This is a genomic window from Vibrio palustris (genome assembly GCF_024346995.1).
Lineage (GTDB): Bacteria > Pseudomonadota > Gammaproteobacteria > Enterobacterales > Vibrionaceae > Vibrio > Vibrio palustris.
In genome coordinates, this window is sequence record NZ_AP024888.1 from 599,323 (window position 1) to 617,668 (window position 18,346).

Here is an 18,346-nt window from a genome sequence, read left to right on the forward strand (position 1 = left end):
ATCAGTGCGATTAACCTTATTTATGAGGAAACGAGTAATTACGCCAAAATTCATTAATATCGTCAGCCAACATCGGCCTAGCATAATAAAACCCTTGGCATAAATGATACCTTTCATCGACGAGGAATTGATGTTGTGAGTAGGTTTCAACCCCTTCAGCCACCACTTGTAAGCCGACTGCGTCTCCTAAATGAAAAATAGCTCGACTGATCTCAACATCATTGATGTCATTAGGTAAATCATTGACAAACGAGCGATCCAATTTCAATTTCGTGACAGGTAATTGCTTTAAATAAGAGAGTGAAGAATAACCTGTTCCAAAGTCATCAATGGCAATTCCAACGCCAATCTGTCGAATGTCCATTAAACGATTAATTGCAATATCGCTTTCATGCATGACAAAACTTTCTGTAAGCTCTATCAGTACTTGCTTAGCTTCTAATTGGTATTCATCTAAAACTTGGCGAAGTAATGCCGCAAAATCCATTTGCATAATCTGTTTTCCAGATACATTGATGCTAATGAAATCCAAGCATACCCCAGATTGATTCCACTGATGTAACTGACGACAGGCGGCACGTAATACCCACTCCCCCAAAGGCAAAATTAGATTACTGTCTTCAGCGGCAGGAATAAATTTTACCGGCGAGATAAATCCTTTGGTGGGGTGCCACCAGCGTGTAAGCGCTTCTACACCAACACACCGCTCAGATTGTATATCAATAATTGGCTGATAATGTAATACCAATTCATCCCGTTCAATGGCCAAACGTAAATCACTTTGTAATTCGGTTAACTCGACTAATACAGAGGACATTTCAGGTTGATAAAAGCGGTATTGGTTACGCCCCAAATATTTGGCGCGATACATAGCAAGATCGGCATGACGTAGTAAAGTGTTCACATCGGTGCCATCCGTTGGATAACGTGCAATCCCGATGCTAGCCGACACAAAAAAATCTCCTCTCCCTAAATCGAAGGGATTGGCTAACTCAACACATAGACGATGCGCAATATCACTGATTAAGTTTTTTTCGTCTACGCCACGTAATAAAATAGTGAATTCATCACCACTATGGCGGCTCACCACATCTTGAACTCTGATAACACTTCTCATGCGTTCCGCCGCTTGACAAAGTAAGATATCTCCCACCGGATGGCCTAATGTATCATTTACTTGCTTAAAATTATCGAGATCAACAAACAGCAGTGCCATAGTGACTGTTTGCTCGGTAGGCGGTTGAGTATATTCATGAAATTTTTCTAGAAACAGTGTTCGATTGGGTAGTTGGGTCAGCATGTCGTAATGTGCGAGATGATAAATATATTCTTTGGCTTTCACTTGTTCGGAAATATCGTACATGGTCGCAATGTAACGTTCTATATCTCCGTGCGTATTGAAAACCGCCGTCAGGCTGAGCCACATCGGGATATCACTGCCATTCTTGTGACACTGCCAAATTTCCCCTTGCCATCGACCATTGATACGCGCTGCACGCCATAATTTATCGTAAAATAGGTTACTATGGCGCTCACTGCGTATACGTGTAAGTGGCTGTCCTATCCATTCCTGCTCTGGGAAGCCAAATATCTGTTGTGCTGCCGAGTTCACCTTAATGACTTTTTGTTCGGTATCGAGAATAAAAATACCATCCATGGTGCTTGAGAATACTTTTGCCGCGAGATTCAACTCAACATCGGCATCTTTACGCTGAGAGATGTTGGCAACCGACACCACCGTATAGATGTTCCCCTCTTCCTCTAAAGGCGCTAGACCAAGCTCGACCGGAAACTCTGAGCCATCTTTATGTAGTGCATATAAATCTCGTCCAGCGCCAAGTAACATCGTCTCAGGCTTTTTCATATAACCAGCACGTAACTGGCCGTGTCCGCTGCGATAGCGTTCAGGTAACAACATCTCTACAGCTTGACCTTTAACTTCACGCATCTCGTAACCAAAAATATCTTCAATACGTTTATTAACAACACGTATAATGCCCTGCTGATCGACAACTAAGATGGCCTCAGGCATGGTATCTATGATATTGCTGACTCGATTTTGACTTCTTTGTAAGTTCAGTTGTGTCTGCTTAAATTCTTCAATGTCAGTAAAACACGCAAACCACTTGCCTAGGCCTCCGTATTCATTGAAAATAGGCACAAATAACGCGCTGAACCAGCGCGACGTACCATCATGATGCAAAACCCGACATTCTACGGATACCGACTGTCCAGAGATATGATCATCATCCCATTGCTCCTGCAGTAATGGCCGATCCTCTGCCTCAATGCAGTCAAGCCAGCACATTGATGTTTGCGACGAGAGTGTCATCCCCGTGTACGAAGACCACTGTGTATTAACAAAATCGCAGCTTCCCTGACAAGAAAGCTCAAGAATCAACTGTGGTAACGCTTCAGTTACTTGGCGAAAGCGTTGTTCACTTGCCCGCAAACTGCTCTCTGCTTGCCACTGCTCTGTCACCTCATCAAATACTAATATGGCCCCGCGAACTTGTTCTCCTTGCGAATGATAAGGCATGACTCGTAACACATAGACGTGTTCTATTTGTGTATTTTGCAATAATATCTGCTCAGAACGTCCTGATATAATCACACGATGGATCATTTTATCTATCGCTGGAATGACAATGAGCCAACTCAGTTCGTGAATGTACTTACCAACAATAGAGAGGTCATCTTTAATAATCGAACGACAGCCGCGATTCGCTTGCGTAACACGCAAATTTTTATCAACCACAAATAATGGAAACGCAATACATTCTTTAATATTAAATAAATCATGATTACTGCGTTCAAGTTCCTCTAGATAAGACTCAAACTGCGTATAAACCGAAAGATTCGACGGGGCATGAGCAACATTACTCATCGCTTGGCGCTGAATGTCTAATAAGAATGTCGAAATAGCCTGCTGGGGGAAACACTCTTTATTATCATCATAGAGTGCGGTTAACAGATTCATGAATTGGCAGATAAATGGCCCTATATCGGATAAAGGTAATTCTACTGTCCCCCAAGGCAATGAAATTTCGAATAATGCCGAGTGTTCTTTGACAAGGCAAGCCGTCATAGTGACATCCACCTCCGACTGACGTAAGCGGATTTTCGTACACGAGGCGCCAAGAGATTCATCACTCGCTTGCTGATGAATAATACCAATATGCCCGTTGCGACTTGGTTTCATGTCTTTGTCGAGATAAACCGCAATCGCTCCTCGTTGCGATATACAATCAAACACCTGCTCAACCGCTTGTCGATCAGTCACTACGACTGTGACTAACGATGGATTAATCGACGATAGCACGGCAATCAACGATGCTTCTCGCACCTTAAGTTCATGATTGGTTAGAATGCTAATGTCCAAACATTCAGATTCACCAGCTATCTGATGATATGTGGGTTTTCTATTCATCACTATTGCCCATCATTTAATATTGATTCTCTCTATTTAGACAGGATCTTTTCGGCCTAGCAGATCACTTGTAAAAGAAGTAAATTGCTAAGGTTACGAATATGCTGATAACTCTTAACCCTAATGAGGTACATAATAGTAAGCATAGCTAAGACATTGACACTTACCAACTTCGAATCCTCTTTTGTGCTATTTAAGCTCATTGATGATTTAACCCTACATTAACGCCTCTGAGTGTTATGCTTGATAACATCGAATTATAGTAAACGCTGTTACTTATAAATGGCGTGTGAGTAAAAAGGATGTTGATATGAAAAAGTCGAAATCTACACAAACACATCTAACCGAGAATGATGTCACCGATGAATCTGTCTATCGATCTCGCCGTCAATTACTTAAATCGCTAGGCTTTATTGGTGCCAGTTCGCTATTAGCCCCGACAGCCAACGCTTTTAGCCTATTTGACGATGATAAACCAAAACATCAGTTTCCAATTACCCCTCTCGAGTATAAGAAAGACTCTGGACCTGCTACCAAATTAATTCAAACGCCTTTCGACAAAGTCACGACCTATAATAACTTCTTTGAATTTGGAACCAGTAAAAGCGATCCTTCTGAGAATGCTCAAAATTTTGACGTTGATCCTTGGAAATTAACGATTGAAGGGCTAGTTGATAACCCGATAACGTTGGATTATGACGATCTATATAAGCGATTCGCGCTTGAAGAACGCATTTATCGATTTCGCTGCGTAGAAGCTTGGTCGATGGTCATCCCATGGATTGGCTTTGAATTACGCCAGCTCATTGCGCTCGCCAAGCCGCGTTCATCAGCAAAGTACGTAGCGTTTGAAACCTTATACGATCCTAAGCAAATGCCAGGGCAAGACAGTCGGTTTGTCGGTGGTGGGTTGAATTACCCGTATGTTGAAGGCCTGACGATAGAAGAAGCCACGCATCCCCTCACCTTATTGAGTGTCGGTTTGTATGGAAAAACGTTAAAACCGCAAAATGGTGCGCCTATTCGGCTTGTCGTACCGTGGAAGTACGGGTTTAAAAACATTAAATCAATTGTCAAAATACGCTTAACTGATACCCAACCTGACAATACTTGGAACCTGCTCGCACCCAATGAATATGGCTTCTATGCGAATGTAAACCCAAATGTCGATCATCCAAGGTGGAGTCAGGCAACCGAACGCCGTATTACTAAAGGCGGCTTACTGTCCACTAAACGTATCGACACCCAATTATTTAATGGTTATACCGAAGTGGCAGACCTATATAAAAACTTGGATTTGAGGAAGAACTTTTAATATGGCACGACTACGCTGGCGTATTTCACCATGGCAGCGAATCGTAATCAAAGCCTTGCTTCATATTACGATTGGCGGATACCTCACCTTAACGGTTTGGTTTGGTATCCAAGACAAGCTCGGTGCCGATCCTGTAGATAGTTTACTGCACTTTACCGGTATTGGTGCCATCAATTTATTACTGTTCACATTATGTATTTCACCACTGAGCCGAATCTTAGGTGGTGATCTCATGCGTTTTCGACGGTTGCTTGGGATATATGTGTTTGTGTATGCCTTATGCCATATGCTGACCTTTATTATTTTTATATTAGGATTTGACTGGTCACGTCTTACCACTGAGATCGCTCAACGTCCCTATATTACCGTCGGCTTTAGTGCCGTATTATTGCTTTTCGCGTTTACCGCCACGTCGCCGAATATAGTGAGACGGAAAATGGGCAGTTATTGGCAAAAACTGCACCGTTGGGTTTATCTCGCGCTGTTTCTAATGTTACTGCACTTCACTTGGTCACAGAAAACCCTATGGGGAGAACCTATCTATTACTGGGGGCTAGCCTGCATCATCATGCTACCGCGTATCACACGTTGGCTGAAGACATGGCGAAAAAGTCTAAACAATTAACTGATTAATGTCTCATCACATTGGTACTCTGATTTAACTGCCAAAGGCTTAGGTGTATAACATGTTGATACACCAGCCTTTGCTGTCATAGTGATGTCAGTATAGCTAAAGCGTAGTGAGGCGATATCACACGGTATCGTCCCAGCTTATTAACTCTTGTGAGGCACCAATTTATGAGTCAGATAGATATATTAGTCGTATGGCCAAACCGACCTAAACAAATGCTGCAATTAAGTAACACTTATCAGCTTCATCGTTATGATCTCGCGAGTGATGCCGAAAAAGAAGCCATGTTGGCGTCAGTTGGTCATCGTATTAGAGCCGTCGTTACCTCTCATGGCGGTGGCTTTTCCGCTGAATTACTGCAACGCTTACCTAATGTAGAAGTGGTATGTTCATCAAGTGTCGGATTAGATACGCTATGTGTAGAGGCATGTCAGGCACGTGGGATTGCGGTGACTCATACACCAGATGTGTTAACTAACGATGTGGCCGACATGGCAATCATGCTTATTTTAGCGACGCTAAGGCGTCTTATCCCTGCTGCCGACTGGATCAAAAATGGCCACTGGGAACGCCAAGGTATGATGCCACTGAACACCACACTCACGAATAAAACACTCGGTCTTGTCGGTATGGGCCGCATTGGAAAAGCCATTGCCACGCGGGCTCAAGCCATGGGCCTTCAGGTTTGTTACTATGCACGCCAAGCGAAACCAGAGATGTCGTTCCCATTTTATGATGATTTACAAAAAATGGCCGCTAACGTTGATATTTTAGCTCCTGTTGTCCCTGGAGGAGCCGGTACGAAACACTTAATCGATCGCGCTGTATTGGCCGCTCTCAAACCGACGAGCTATGTAATTAATATCTCAAGGGGGTCTGTCATTGATGAAACAGCCTTGGTGGAGTGTTTACAACAGGGCAATATTGCAGGAGCAGGTTTGGATGTGTTTGATGATGAGCCGCATGTACCTAGCGCTTTATTAGCAATGGATAATGTCGTACTTCAACCCCATTGTGCCAGTGGGACGGTTGAAACACGTGACGCTATGGCACAATTGGTGGTCGATAACCTTGCCGCACACTTTGCGGGTAAACCGCTATTAACTCCAGCACCACAACAATAAGACCGTTAGAGTAAAAGCACCAATACCATGGCGTAGTCCGCTATTATCATCAAAAGAAAACAATGTGATGTACGTTCTAGTTACGAAAAAGGTCAGCTATTATGCTGACCTTTTTAATCGAACTTGGCTCTAATTAATATTCAATAACCACGTCATCATTGGGAATACTGCAACAAGACAGAATATAGCCTTCAGCCACATCTTCATCGGTAATGCCACCGTTATGGTTCATCTCAACATCACCACTGATTTTCTTCACTTTACACGTACCACAAATGCCCATCCCACACGCTCGAGGAATGGTCAACCCTGCTTTCGCTGCCGCGGCATGCACCGTATCACCTGGGGCGATCTGTGCGCTCTTATCGCTTTCTGTAAAGACAACTTCAATCAAATCACTCGCAGTCAGTGCTTCGGCTTCTTCAGCGGCAATTTCTGCACTTTGTACGGCTTGCTCTTCCGCATTTTCAGGCGTCGCACCAAAGGTTTCCTCATGGTAATGCTTCATGTTAAAACCAATTTTCTGCAAAATCTCGCGAATGGCTCGCATGTAAGGCGTCGGACCACAGCAGAAAATTTCACGCTCATGAATATCAGGTGTCACCATCAACAGCTTCGCTTCATCAAGGAAGCCGCGATATCCTGACCAATTCTGCCCTGACTCCAAGCGCTCACATATCAAATGCAATTGAAAGTTAGCTATCCGCGATGTCATGAACTCCAACTCGGAGTGAAAAATAATATCACGCGGCGTACGCGAACTATGTACGAACGTGATATCAACATCCGTGTTGGTATCGTAAATCCAGCGTGCCATCGACATCATTGGCGTAATACCCACGCCTCCTGATAAATACAGTACTTTTTCTGCAGGGAAGTCAATGCTATTAAACGCCCCTACCGGACCGTGTACCGCAAGCTCAGAACCTTCATCTAAATGATCATGAATCCAGTTTGAAACCCAACCGCCAGGTACGCGTTTCACTGTAATAGAAAAACTATATGGAACAGAGGGTGAGCTCGAAATAGTATAAGAACGGAATACCTGTTCACCGTCGATTTCTAGCTCTAATGTGACAAACTGACCTGGCTTAAAGAAAAACATCACCGGTTGATCTGCCATAAAACAAAACGTTTTCGTATCCCATGTTTCTTGAATGGTTTTAACGCAACGTACCGCATGGCGACCGTTGTCCCAAATCTGTGTTTCAACAGGAATAAAAGCGCCACCTGTAGTGACTGAGTTAGTTGGGGTATTCATATCCGGCTTCTCCGCAACGGTGTGTGTAAGGTATCCCTCCATGGGTTGATCGTATTGTTGAGTTATCTGCGTTTAACGAGTTACCCATTTACGACATTAACTTATCCAAAACAGTCAGTAAGCCAAAAGTTTGTGATCTCATGTCTTAAATAGGATCGGCATATGTCGTGTTTAGACCACTTGACATCCTCCTATTGATGGCAGGATAGCATCAAGCCACACATCAATAGGCACATATAAGGTTGCTGGCTCACGCAAGGAAGCCCTCAATGGGCATATCGTCCACATTTTCGAAAAGAAGATAGCGCAATGAATCAAAACGATATTCTCAACATTACTTACCCAAGCATGGATGTCGCCCGGGAAGAAATGAAAAAAATGCTCAGTGAACGCAAAGAGGACTATTCTCTGCCTCGTCCGCTATACAACGACCCTTTACTCTTTCGAGTTGATGTCGAAGAAATCTTTCAAAAAGAGTGGCTGTTTGTCGGCATGACCAGTGAAGTCCCAGCAAAAGGGGATTATTTCACCGTAGAAATAGCCCAAGATCCGGTTCTCATCGTACGTGACGCTGACGGTAACGTGAATGCTTTCCATAATACCTGCCGTCACCGTGGATCACGTATCTGTACAGAACACCGTGGTAAGGTTGCTAACTTAGTGTGCCCTTATCACCAATGGACATACGACACCAAAGGTAACCTACTGTTTGCTGGTATGGAAATGGGCCCAGAGTTTGATATGCAACAGCACAAACTGCACCCTATCCATTGTAAGACCGCTGGCGGGTTTATATTTATCTGTATGGCCGATACGCCGCCCGAGTCCGATTTTGACGACTATTTAGCAACGCTTGAAGAGTATATGGAACCCTATGATGTCGCGAACACTAAGCTTGCGGTTGAGTCAAACATGTACGAAAAAGCCAACTGGAAGTTGGTACTAGAAAATAACCGCGAATGCTACCACTGTGCGGGCAGTCATCCAGAGTTACTCAATACCTTACTTGAATGGGATGACACCACCGACCCTAGGGCCACTCCGGAATTTTTAGCCTATTGTGAACGTATGGCACAAGAATGGGACAATGAAAATATTCCGCACGAGCACAAAAAATTTGGTCGACGTAACCGTTTAGTCCGTATGCCTCTCAAAGAAGGGACATCGGTCATGACAATTGATGGTACACGTAGCTCGCAAAAAATGCTGGGCCGTATTAAAAACGACAAGCTGGGTTCACTGCGTATCCTGCATTTGCCGAACTCTTGGAACCATATGCAAAGTGATCACTTCATTGTGTTCCGCGTATTACCTATTTCAGCGCAAGAATCGCTCGTTACCACGAAATGGTTTGTTCATAAAGATGCCGTCGAAGGAGTTGACTATGATGTTGCAACATTACGCCGGGTGTGGGATGCAACTAACGAACAAGACCGTAAGTTAGGTGAAGAGAATCAGCGCGGTATCAACTCACTACGCTACCAATCAGGGCCTTACTCTAAAACTTATGAGTATGGTGTGATAGACTTCGTTAACTGGTATTCAGAGACTATTCAGAAACACCTCTAAGTCAATAGCCACTCGTTATACATCATCAAAAGAGAGCGATAGCGCTCTCTTTTTTGTGGATTTTTCCGCAATATTTATGCCCCGCAACATGTACACCCTCGCTTATCTCCAAACCATGTAAACTACTGCCCGACTAGTCTGAACGCGTTGCTTCCACACAGAATCCTGTACGCTAATAAAGGCTATATTATCGTTAGGCTCAAGTGGCATCATTCCAATATTCACAGCGAAACCATAAAAAAACCCACTCATAAAGAGCGGGCTTTTACGCAACGAAAATGTGTTCAATTAGGCTTTTGTACATGCTCGCTATACTTATGACTCCAGTTAATTAAGTTTTCAACATCCGGTAATAGAATCCCTTCTGCTTCAATTCTTAATAAGGTATCCCAAAAACAATCATTATCCGAGTCGTCTGCCGTTGCTAACCAATGCTCAATACTGGCTTGGACACTGCTGGCATCATGAGATTCGCAAACCAGACCCACTCCTTGTAGCTCTAGTACAAAATCTTCCATATCGACTAAATCTGCATGCATCATATTGTTACTCTCCAAAATTAGGGAGGCTTCCTGCCTCCCCTGACTAACTATTATCGGTATTATACTCGTTGATAACTAAGCGGTTTGATATAAATGTTTCTCGGACTGCAAGCCTTTATACAAACTCCAACACATGATAATTAATACCAAGGTAAACGGCAGCCCTGTCGTAATGGCCCCCGCTTGTAGCGCGGTTAATGCTTCTGCACCGCCACCCACCAAGAGTGTAATTGCTATCAGCCCTTCAACAACCGCCCAAAATACACGTTGCCCGACTGGTACGTCTTCTTTACCACCTGCGGTAATACTATCAATAACCAACGACCCTGAATCTGATGATGTCACAAAAAACATCAGAATTAACAGCGTTCCTACAACAGAAAGTAACGTGCTAACAGGTAACTGATCGAACATCTGGTACATCGCCAACGATACATCACTGATACCATTTGATAACTCGCCAACACCCGATGTCACTTGCTCCAATGCCGTGCCGCCCATAATGCTCAGCCACACCATAGTGACAATGGTCGGAATTAGCAGTACTGCCGTAATGAATTCACGTACAGTGCGTCCTTTTGATACTCGCGCGATGAACATACCAACAAACGGTGACCAAGATACCCACCATGCCCAATAAAAGACTGTCCAGCCATGGAACCATTCTGAATCCTCACGACCTATCCAGTTTGATAATGGCGCAAAGTTTTTGACATAACCTACCGCAATGTCCCCAAATGTTGAGGCAATCGACAAGGTAGGCCCAACGACAACAATCAAAGCCACTAAACCTGCCGCGATAAACATATTAATGTTACTCAGTAACTTAACACCACCATCAAGCCCACGGGTGACCGATATAATCGCAATCGCCGTTACCACGACGATGAATCCAATTTGTGTGGTTATTCCACTTGATATTCCCAATAGGTGACTTAACCCCCCGGCGGCCTGTTGCGCACCAAAACCTAACGATGTTGCCAAACCAAAAATGGTCGCTAATACGGCTAGGATATCAATAAAATTGCCGATTGCCCCCCAACAACGTTCTCCGAGCAAAGGAAAAAATGCCGAGCGAATGGTCAGTGGTAAACCTTTATTGTAAGAGAAAAATGCCAAAGCTAATCCTACCACGGCATAAATCGCCCAAGGGTGTAATCCCCAATGATACATGGTGGCGCTTAACGCTAGGTTTTTCGCTTGTTCAGTGTTGGGAGCGACATTGAGTGGCGTACCATACCAATCTGTATAGTAAGCAACGGGTTCGGCAACGCTCCAGAACATCAAGCCAATCCCCATCCCAGCAGCAAACAACATACTAAACCAGGATAAATAGGAAAACTCGGCAGTTGCGTCTTTACCACCCAAACGGATTTTCCCAACAGGAGATAACAACAAAAATATGCAAAATACGACGAAAATATTGCATCCTACTATGAAAAACCAATCAAAGTTATTGATTGACCAACTGCGGGCGCTGGTCAGTGCTTGATTTGCTCCGTCAGGAAACACTAAGGTTAAAACGATAAATAATAAAATCAGTACGGCACTAGTACCAAACACAGGGTTGTGAATATCCATCCCCATTAATCTGACATTATCTTGTCCAATACAATAATCCGTATCATAAATTTCTTTTGTCTTTCGCTTACGATCGCGTTTCGACCTCTCTACTGCGTTTTTCATATGATCCCTCTTTCCGTGATGACCTATTCATTTTTAATGACGCTATGATCTTTCAGCAGTACATCCTTATCTGCTTATTTACTCGTATGTACAACGCCCTCTTCTATCAATAAATCCAGTACCGCTTGCGCCATATCAGCAACAGGCTCTCCTTTAATAATTTTTCCTCCGGTCGATTCTGCTTTCGCAGTGGCCGCTTTAAAACGATCGGCCGCACTTTTCGCTTTAACGACTTTTAAACGTTTTGCCTTAGGCTTAGCAATGCTTTCTTCCCAGGTAATCTTCTCTTGATCGACGACATGTTCAGCGACTTCGTGCGTGACAATGTCACACTTGCGTGCTCGACCAAAGGCACTTTGACGGGGTTCTTGTGCCGCTAGATCCACACTGGCGATAAAAGGTAATGACACTTGAATCGCACGACGTTGGCCACGGGGCAACGCTTGCAACACTTTGGCCTGACCATTTTCTACCGATAAAATTTCCGCAATCCCCATGACCATTGGACACTGTAGTTGCTGTGCTAAAAAGAACGGTAGCATCCCTGAAGACTCGCCACTCTCTGCACGCATGCCCGTCAACACAATATCTGGCATATTCGTTTTAAAGTGCTCGGTTAAGGTACTGAGCGCATCATCATCAGGGTTTTGTGATAACACTTGGATCTGTGCCAATCCCATACCACTGTAATAAGACAAAGCAGGATCACTTGGATCCCCAGCGTGAACCACGTCGACGTCACCTGCATTCATACTTAACGCGAGCTCTACCGCCCGCGCATCAGTCATTGAGCGACGTGCACGCCCGGTATCAGGGTGTGCACCTATCGATACTAAGGTACTAATTTTAAGCGATTGTTTAGAGTTAAGCGGCATCGGATAATCCCTCGGTTGTATCAGGAAGTAGTGCAATCAATTCCTGCAAAAACTCATTACTATCGGCGATAACAGTTAAATCAGCACGTTTAACCATGTCGCATCCTTCATCGGTATTGACGGCAATCACTTTGTCACACGCACCAATGCCTTGCAGGTGCTGAATAGCGCCTGAAATACCAACCGCGACATAAACTCTCGCCGTCACCCAACTACCGGTAGCGCCTACTTGACGATGTCGTGGCATAAAGCCATCATCCACGGCGACACGGCTTGCACCTTCCGTTGCCCCGAGCTTATCGGCAGCTTCATGGAATCGATCCCATTCATGCACACCGTTACCCGCCGAAAGAATAAACTCGGCTTCAGTCAATGGTACCGCCTGTGGATCGACAGCTACCGCGCCTAAATCTGTAATATCACCCTGTGTAGGAATATCAAAACTCACATCAACAGGCAGCGCTTCATGACGAGTTTCATCAATAGGCAACGCACATTCTTGAGCTAACAACAATACCTTAGGGGTCTGGCGTTTAATATCATGTCGTCCGCCCGCAGCGCGGCATACCGACTCATTGGCATTGACTGACCACGCTTGGGTGGCAGGGCGCTCTTGCACCATGGCACAGAAGCGCGCACCAATTTCAAAACCACCGTGTATGCTATCTGGGAACAACCAATGTTGCGGAGTGAAGTGTCGGTCAATACTCGCCAGTACGTTAGCACGCATGTCTGGGGAGTAATCATCAAAGCAGCGATCACTGACCGTGAGTAAGCGGTCAACTCCTGCCAATTCAAACGCTTCTTCCTTGTGAGAACCAAACACTACCGCGATCACCGCGCCATTCCCTTCGCTTTGTTTAACAAGCTGGTGCGCTTGTCCCAGAACGTCTTTATCGTGTGAGGTTAAACGTCCACCGGACATATCCGGTACAACAACCACATAAAAATCAGGCTCCGCGACTTGATGTAGTGGTAATGGCGCCTCGGCAGCACTCGCTTGACGCGACATTCCAGTGGCACCCGCTTGGCGATTTAAACGGTCAATACGTTTAATACCATTTGGACCAATAAATCCAACGCGGTGTGGATAACGTCTTAACAAGCCACTTGGCCCAATTTCTTCAATCGGTTTGACCATCAAGCTCTCATGGTCAGGATGTAGGCGATTACGCCGAATCCATTCCACTCTTGGGTCACGTCGTAGTATATAATCTGCCATATCTATCTCCTATACGGCTTGCGCGTCTAACGCTGGCGACCACTCTTCTACTGCACTATCTGTTGGCTCAAGCAACTGCTCAGCCACGAGTTCGGCAATATCTTTCACTTCAGGACGCGGCTCTACCACACCTTCAAGCATCGCGGTACACTGCTGACAACCAACGGCGACTAAATCCGCCTCGGTTTCACGAATGTCATCCATACGCATGTCAGCAATACGACGCTCACCAGGAATATCGGTAATTGGCGCGCCGCCACCGCCGCCACAACAACGAGAGCGAAACCCGGAACGTTCCATTTCAGCGATTTCAACGCCTAGCTGCTTAAGCACAGCTCGCGGCGAATCATATTCACCGTTATAACGACCGAGATAACATGGATCGTGGTATGTCACTTTACCCGCTGATAGTGTTCCAAGGTTAATTAATCCCTTTTCGACCAACTGGTTAATGAACGTTGTATGGTGCCAAACTTGGTAATCCGGCGTTTCACCTTCAGGATAAAAGTCTGGATATTCATTTTTGATACAATGGAATGCATGAGGGTCAGTCGTGACAATGCAATCAAAATCGTATTTCTGGAGCGTCGCGATATTTTGCTTGGCAAGGCGTTGATACGTCGCGTCATCGCCTAAGCGCCGGGCAACATCACCACTATCAAGCTCCTCATCACCTAAAATCGCCACATCAATCTTGGCCGCTTTTAAGATTTTAACGAAAGCTTTCAAAATACGTTGGCTACGCATATCAAAGGCACCATCCGACACCCAAAACAGCACATCCGCGCGTTTGACATCGGACATTAAGTTAAGGTTTTGATCCGCAGCCCAGTGTGACCGTTTACTAGGTGCATGGCCATTGGGGTTATCGGTGAAAATGATGTTCTCCAACACTTCCACTCCCTTATTAGGCGTGGCTCCTTTTTCTAAGGTCAAGAAACGGCGCATGTCGACGATTGCATCCACATGTTCAATCATCATCGGACATTCTTCAACACACGCACGGCACGTGGTACATGACCATAAAGTATCGGCATCGACTACACCACCGACAATCGGCTGATGCGGGTCGCCTTTGGCGGCACCAATATCTTTGCCCGGATAAGGACTGCCCGCGTAATTTTCGGCGTTCCCTCCGGCTAAACCGACAACCATATCTTGAATCAGTTTTTTCGGGTTCAGCGGCTGACCAGCCGCGAACGCTGGGCATACCGCTTCACAACGGCCACATTGCACACAGGCATCAAAGCCGAGCAACTGATTCCATTTAAAGTCCGATGGGTTTTCAACACCTAATTTATCACCATCCAAATTGACAGCTTTAAGCCCAGTCGAACGACCGCCGCCAAAACGCTCAGGCCGGCGATGAAATGCCAAATGAAGCGCACCAGCAAAGGCATGCTTCATTGGACCGCCCCAGCCCATGCCAAAGAACATTTCTCCTAAGCCCCACACGATCGCCGCAACGAGTACCAAACAAGCAACGATGTTAAATGCGTCACCGGAAATCAGGCCAGAAGCGGGTAACGTGGCAATAAAAAAGCTAATTGAAAACATCAATAAGCTTTTTGGCAAACGCATCCAAGGGCCTTTCGATAAGCGAGTCGGCGGGTTAAGACGGCGACGTGCCACAAACAGCGCCCCGCCACACATCATTATTAAAGACGCCAACAACACCCAAGAAAGGATGTGTGGTGCAATACCAAATACATGCACGGCAAAAATAAGAATAACAGACAGTACAAAGCCACCCGCCGTTGCGACGTGGGTATTGGACATGACTTTATCGCGTTCAACAACATGGTGTAAATCAACCAAATAGCGACGTGGAACCGCCGCTAACCCAGCAAGCAAAGAGACTTTCTCACTCTGCCCTTTGCGCCACATCATTATGCGACGCACCATGCCTACGACAGCCAGTAGTCCGGCTGCCACGAGTAGAATGGGAAGTAACGACTCTAGGAACATACGCCCCCCTTACAAATCTTTGCATAGACGTAATGCATCATAAATCGCAGCGTGCGTGTTACGTTGTGACACACAGTCACCGATACGCCACAAAATCATACCGTCATGTGCTTCGGATAAAACCGGCTGAGGTTTCGAATCAAACAAGGTTTCCACATCGATTTGACCCTTATTGACAGATTCTGCTTTCAGCTCATAATACAAAGCTTCATTAGGGCGTGTGCCGTTTTCAATGACAACTTGGTCAACCACGCGTTCTTCTTTGTGCTCGGTATATTCATTTTCTAACACAGCAACCAAGTTATCACCTTCACGATAAACTTTGATCAATGCCAGATCCGAACTCATAATCACTTCTTTTTCGTACAGGCTACGATAATAAGTTGGGAACGTTGTGCCGCCGATACCAACACCAGGTTTAATATCATCGGTCACTAATTCCACTTTGGCGCCTTTTGCCGTAAGGTAATCCGCTGCCGACATTCCCGAGAACTCACAAATGGTGTCGAATACCAACACATTTTCACCAGGTTCAACGGTGCCGTTTAGAATATCCCATGAAGATACAACTAAGCCTTCTTCCGCTCCCCAGTCGGGGTTTTGTTCGATAAATGGCGAGCCACCTGTTGCTAATATGCAGACGTCGGGCGCCAGTTCACGGATCATGTCGGCATTCGCTGCGGTATCAAGAATCACTTCCACATTTAGACGAGTCAATTCCATCGCTAACCAGCGGGTAATGCCGGCCATTTGATCACGCTGCGGCGCTTTAGCCGCAATGCTAACTTGCCCGCCAAGTTCAGACGCTTTTTCGATTAAGGTCACGTTATGACCACGCTCTGCAGCTACTCGTGCTGATTCAAGCCCCGCAGGACCACCACCGATAATCACAACTTTACGAACTGGCCCGGTTGTTTTTTCAATGATATGTGGCATGCCCATATGCTCACGAGAGGTGGCGGCATTTTGGATACATAATACATCTAAGCCCATATACTGGCGGTCGATACAGTAGTTTGCCCCAACACATTGACGAATTTGATCCGTTTGATCGAGCTTGATTTTAGTAATCAAGTGCGGATCAGCAATGTGGGCACGTGTCATACCAACGAAATCGACATACCCTGCATCAAGGATGCGTTTTGCTTGGTTGGGATCTTTGATATTTTGCGCGTGGATAACCGGAACGCTCACGACTTCTTTAATGCCTGCCGCCAAATGTAGGAACGGTTCTGGCGGATAGCTCATGTTCGGAATAACGTTGGCAAGCGTATTGTGCGTATCACACCCTGATCCAACGACACCAAAGAAATCGATCATGTTGGTATCGTTGTAATACTTGGCGATTTGCTTCATGTCATCATGCGTCAAACCATCTGGATGGAATTCGTCACCAGTAATACGCATACCGACAACAAAGTCAGGGCCTACCGCTTCACGTACGGCTTTCACCACTTCCATACCAAAACGCATACGGTTTTCGAAGCTGCCACCCCATTGATCGGTACGCTTGTTAACCCGTGGCGACCAAAATTGGTCAATGATATGTTGGTGAACCGCTGATAGCTCAACACCATCTAACCCACCTTCTTTCGCGCGCACTGCCGCTTTAGCGAAATCACCAATAACGCGCCAAATTTCCTCTTCTTCAATGGTTTTGCATGTCGCGCGGTGCACAGGTTCGCGCACGCCGGATGGCGACATTAAATTAGGCCAGTTTTCCCCATCCCAACGAGAGCGACGTCCCATATGTGAGATTTGAATCATAATTTTGCCACCATGCTTATGCACAGCATCGGCTAAATTTTGGAAATGAGGAATGATACGATCGGTCGATAAATTGACAGAACTCCACCAACTTTGTGGACTATCGATGGACACAACACTGGACCCACCACAGATACATAGACCACATCCCCCTTTCGCTTTTTCTTCGTAATATTTTACGTAGCGATCGGTCGTCATCCCACCATCGGTGGCATAAACTTCTGCGTGTGCAGTACTGACAATACGGTTACGGATAGTAGTATTGTTAATTTTTAATGGTTGGAACAGAACATCGAACTGAGACATGCTTCACCTCTGTACCAGCCTTACTTCTCAATGGGTAAGGCTGTCTTCCTTGACATTGCTTACGCAATAAACATTGCTGACTAAATAAATTCTGATGATTTGCAGCTACACAATTGGCGTAACTTCAAATAGACCGAATTCACATCCTTCCTGCGCGCCACTTTGGGTTTGCACTGCTTGTGTTGTTATGGTGTAGCCCAAGCTTTTCGCAATTTGATCCATCGCTCCCGCAAACCAACCAGTAAACATGTAATCAACTTTGCGATTCACTTTACCGTATTGATATACAAAGCAAGAATTCTCTAAACGCACGCGAGCTTCACCTTTTTTGATATCAAGATGCTCAATGACGAAGAACCCCCAACCACGTTGGGATAGACGTTTCATATAATGTTCAAAAACAGCATCGCCACTTAAACCATGCTCTTGCGCTTCTTTTTCACACCAATAATAAGCTGATTTATATCCTGCTTTATATAAAATCTCTGCATAACGTTCCGCGCCAATTTCTTCTTCAATCCCCATATGGTTATTCACAAAAAAGTGGCGAGGTACATATAACATAGGTAACGCATCGGTCGTCCATACGCCCGTTTCATCATCAACAACAATTGGCATTTCTGGTGCGTGTGTACTCATTTCGAATTCTC

13 protein-coding genes are annotated in these 18,346 nt (G+C 45.2%); 4 read left to right on the forward strand and 9 right to left on the reverse strand.

Annotated features, from left to right (window positions below; translation table 11 throughout):
- Positions 1-16 precede the first annotated feature (16 nt).
- Entirely contained in the window at positions 17-3,430 is a 3,414-nt protein-coding gene (locus tag OCU30_RS15075; RefSeq protein ID WP_077314240.1) for an EAL domain-containing protein, read from the reverse strand.
- 310 nt (positions 3,431-3,740) lie between these two features.
- Here OCU30_RS15075 and msrP point away from each other — a divergent pair, with 310 nt between their 5' ends.
- The 3 genes from msrP to OCU30_RS15090 all read left to right on the forward strand — a co-directional run bounded on the left by msrP (position 3,741) and on the right by OCU30_RS15090 (position 6,500).
- Entirely contained in the window at positions 3,741-4,745 is a 1,005-nt protein-coding gene (gene msrP, locus OCU30_RS15080; protein WP_077314239.1) for a protein-methionine-sulfoxide reductase catalytic subunit MsrP, read from the forward strand.
- Position 4,746: 1 nt separating this feature from the next.
- The gene (locus tag OCU30_RS15085; protein ID WP_077314238.1) at positions 4,747-5,370 is read left to right on the forward strand and encodes a protein-methionine-sulfoxide reductase heme-binding subunit MsrQ; all 624 of its coding nucleotides are present in this window, start codon (positions 4,747-4,749) and stop codon (positions 5,368-5,370) included.
- A 173-nt stretch (positions 5,371-5,543) separates the two neighbouring features.
- On the forward strand, positions 5,544-6,500 hold the full coding sequence (locus OCU30_RS15090) for a 2-hydroxyacid dehydrogenase (RefSeq protein ID WP_077314237.1): 957 nt from the start codon (positions 5,544-5,546) through the stop codon (positions 6,498-6,500).
- A 133-nt stretch (positions 6,501-6,633) separates the two neighbouring features.
- Here the strand turns inward: OCU30_RS15090 and OCU30_RS15095 are convergent, their stop codons facing one another.
- Positions 6,634-7,761, reverse strand: coding sequence for an FAD-binding oxidoreductase (locus OCU30_RS15095; protein WP_077314236.1), 1,128 nt, complete (start codon positions 7,759-7,761; stop codon positions 6,634-6,636).
- A 309-nt stretch (positions 7,762-8,070) separates the two neighbouring features.
- Between OCU30_RS15095 and OCU30_RS15100 the strand changes: the two genes are divergently transcribed.
- Entirely contained in the window at positions 8,071-9,330 is a 1,260-nt protein-coding gene (locus OCU30_RS15100; RefSeq protein WP_077314235.1) for an aromatic ring-hydroxylating oxygenase subunit alpha, read from the forward strand.
- Positions 9,331-9,614: 284 nt separating this feature from the next.
- On the opposite strand, the gene OCU30_RS15105 is transcribed toward OCU30_RS15100, so the two are convergent.
- The 7 genes from OCU30_RS15105 to OCU30_RS15135 all read right to left on the reverse strand — a co-directional run bounded on the left by OCU30_RS15105 (position 9,615) and on the right by OCU30_RS15135 (position 18,335).
- On the reverse strand, positions 9,615-9,872 hold the full coding sequence (locus OCU30_RS15105) for a hypothetical protein (protein ID WP_077314234.1): 258 nt from the start codon (positions 9,870-9,872) through the stop codon (positions 9,615-9,617).
- 75 nt (positions 9,873-9,947) lie between these two features.
- Positions 9,948-11,558: a BCCT family transporter gene (locus OCU30_RS15110; protein WP_077314233.1), complete on the reverse strand. Its 1,611-nt coding sequence runs from the start codon at positions 11,556-11,558 to the stop codon at positions 9,948-9,950.
- A 74-nt stretch (positions 11,559-11,632) separates the two neighbouring features.
- Positions 11,633-12,433, reverse strand: coding sequence for an electron transfer flavoprotein subunit beta (etfB, locus tag OCU30_RS15115; RefSeq protein WP_077314232.1), 801 nt, complete (start codon positions 12,431-12,433; stop codon positions 11,633-11,635).
- Complete coding sequence (gene etfA / locus OCU30_RS15120; RefSeq protein WP_077314231.1) at positions 12,423-13,655, reverse strand: electron transfer flavoprotein subunit alpha; 1,233 nt, start codon at positions 13,653-13,655, stop codon at positions 12,423-12,425. The genes etfB and etfA overlap by 11 nt, the downstream gene beginning before the upstream one ends.
- Before the next feature lie 9 nt (positions 13,656-13,664).
- A complete protein-coding gene (locus tag OCU30_RS15125) occupies positions 13,665-15,623 on the reverse strand; it encodes a (Fe-S)-binding protein (protein ID WP_077314230.1) in 1,959 nt (652 codons plus the stop codon).
- 9 nt (positions 15,624-15,632) lie between these two features.
- Positions 15,633-17,696, reverse strand: a complete 2,064-nt coding sequence (locus tag OCU30_RS15130; RefSeq protein ID WP_077314229.1) for an NADH:flavin oxidoreductase — start codon at positions 17,694-17,696, stop codon at positions 15,633-15,635.
- A gap of 105 nt (positions 17,697-17,801) precedes the next feature.
- Entirely contained in the window at positions 17,802-18,335 is a 534-nt protein-coding gene (locus tag OCU30_RS15135; RefSeq protein WP_077314228.1) for a DUF5943 domain-containing protein, read from the reverse strand.
- Positions 18,336-18,346 lie beyond the last annotated feature (11 nt).

What these genes read in the sequence shown, in the direction of transcription:
- OCU30_RS15135 (WP_077314228.1), bottom strand. Translation starts at nt 18,335, where the DNA reads ATGAGTACACACGCACCAGAAATGCCAATTGTTGTTGATGATGAAACG.
- etfA (WP_077314231.1), bottom strand. Translation starts at nt 13,655, where the DNA reads ATGGCAGATTATATACTACGACGTGACCCAAGAGTGGAATGGATTCGG.
- OCU30_RS15095 (WP_077314236.1), bottom strand. Translation starts at nt 7,761, where the DNA reads ATGAATACCCCAACTAACTCAGTCACTACAGGTGGCGCTTTTATTCCT.
- OCU30_RS15110 (WP_077314233.1), bottom strand. Translation starts at nt 11,558, where the DNA reads ATGAAAAACGCAGTAGAGAGGTCGAAACGCGATCGTAAGCGAAAGACA.
- OCU30_RS15125 (WP_077314230.1), bottom strand. Translation starts at nt 15,623, where the DNA reads ATGTTCCTAGAGTCGTTACTTCCCATTCTACTCGTGGCAGCCGGACTA.
- OCU30_RS15075 (WP_077314240.1), bottom strand. Translation starts at nt 3,430, where the DNA reads ATGAATAGAAAACCCACATATCATCAGATAGCTGGTGAATCTGAATGT.
- OCU30_RS15105 (WP_077314234.1), bottom strand. Translation starts at nt 9,872, where the DNA reads ATGATGCATGCAGATTTAGTCGATATGGAAGATTTTGTACTAGAGCTA.
- OCU30_RS15085 (WP_077314238.1), top strand. Translation starts at nt 4,747, where the DNA reads ATGGCACGACTACGCTGGCGTATTTCACCATGGCAGCGAATCGTAATC.
- OCU30_RS15130 (WP_077314229.1), bottom strand. Translation starts at nt 17,696, where the DNA reads ATGTCTCAGTTCGATGTTCTGTTCCAACCATTAAAAATTAACAATACT.
- OCU30_RS15090 (WP_077314237.1), top strand. Translation starts at nt 5,544, where the DNA reads ATGAGTCAGATAGATATATTAGTCGTATGGCCAAACCGACCTAAACAA.
- msrP (WP_077314239.1), top strand. Translation starts at nt 3,741, where the DNA reads ATGAAAAAGTCGAAATCTACACAAACACATCTAACCGAGAATGATGTC.
- OCU30_RS15100 (WP_077314235.1), top strand. Translation starts at nt 8,071, where the DNA reads ATGAATCAAAACGATATTCTCAACATTACTTACCCAAGCATGGATGTC.
- etfB (WP_077314232.1), bottom strand. Translation starts at nt 12,433, where the DNA reads ATGCCGCTTAACTCTAAACAATCGCTTAAAATTAGTACCTTAGTATCG.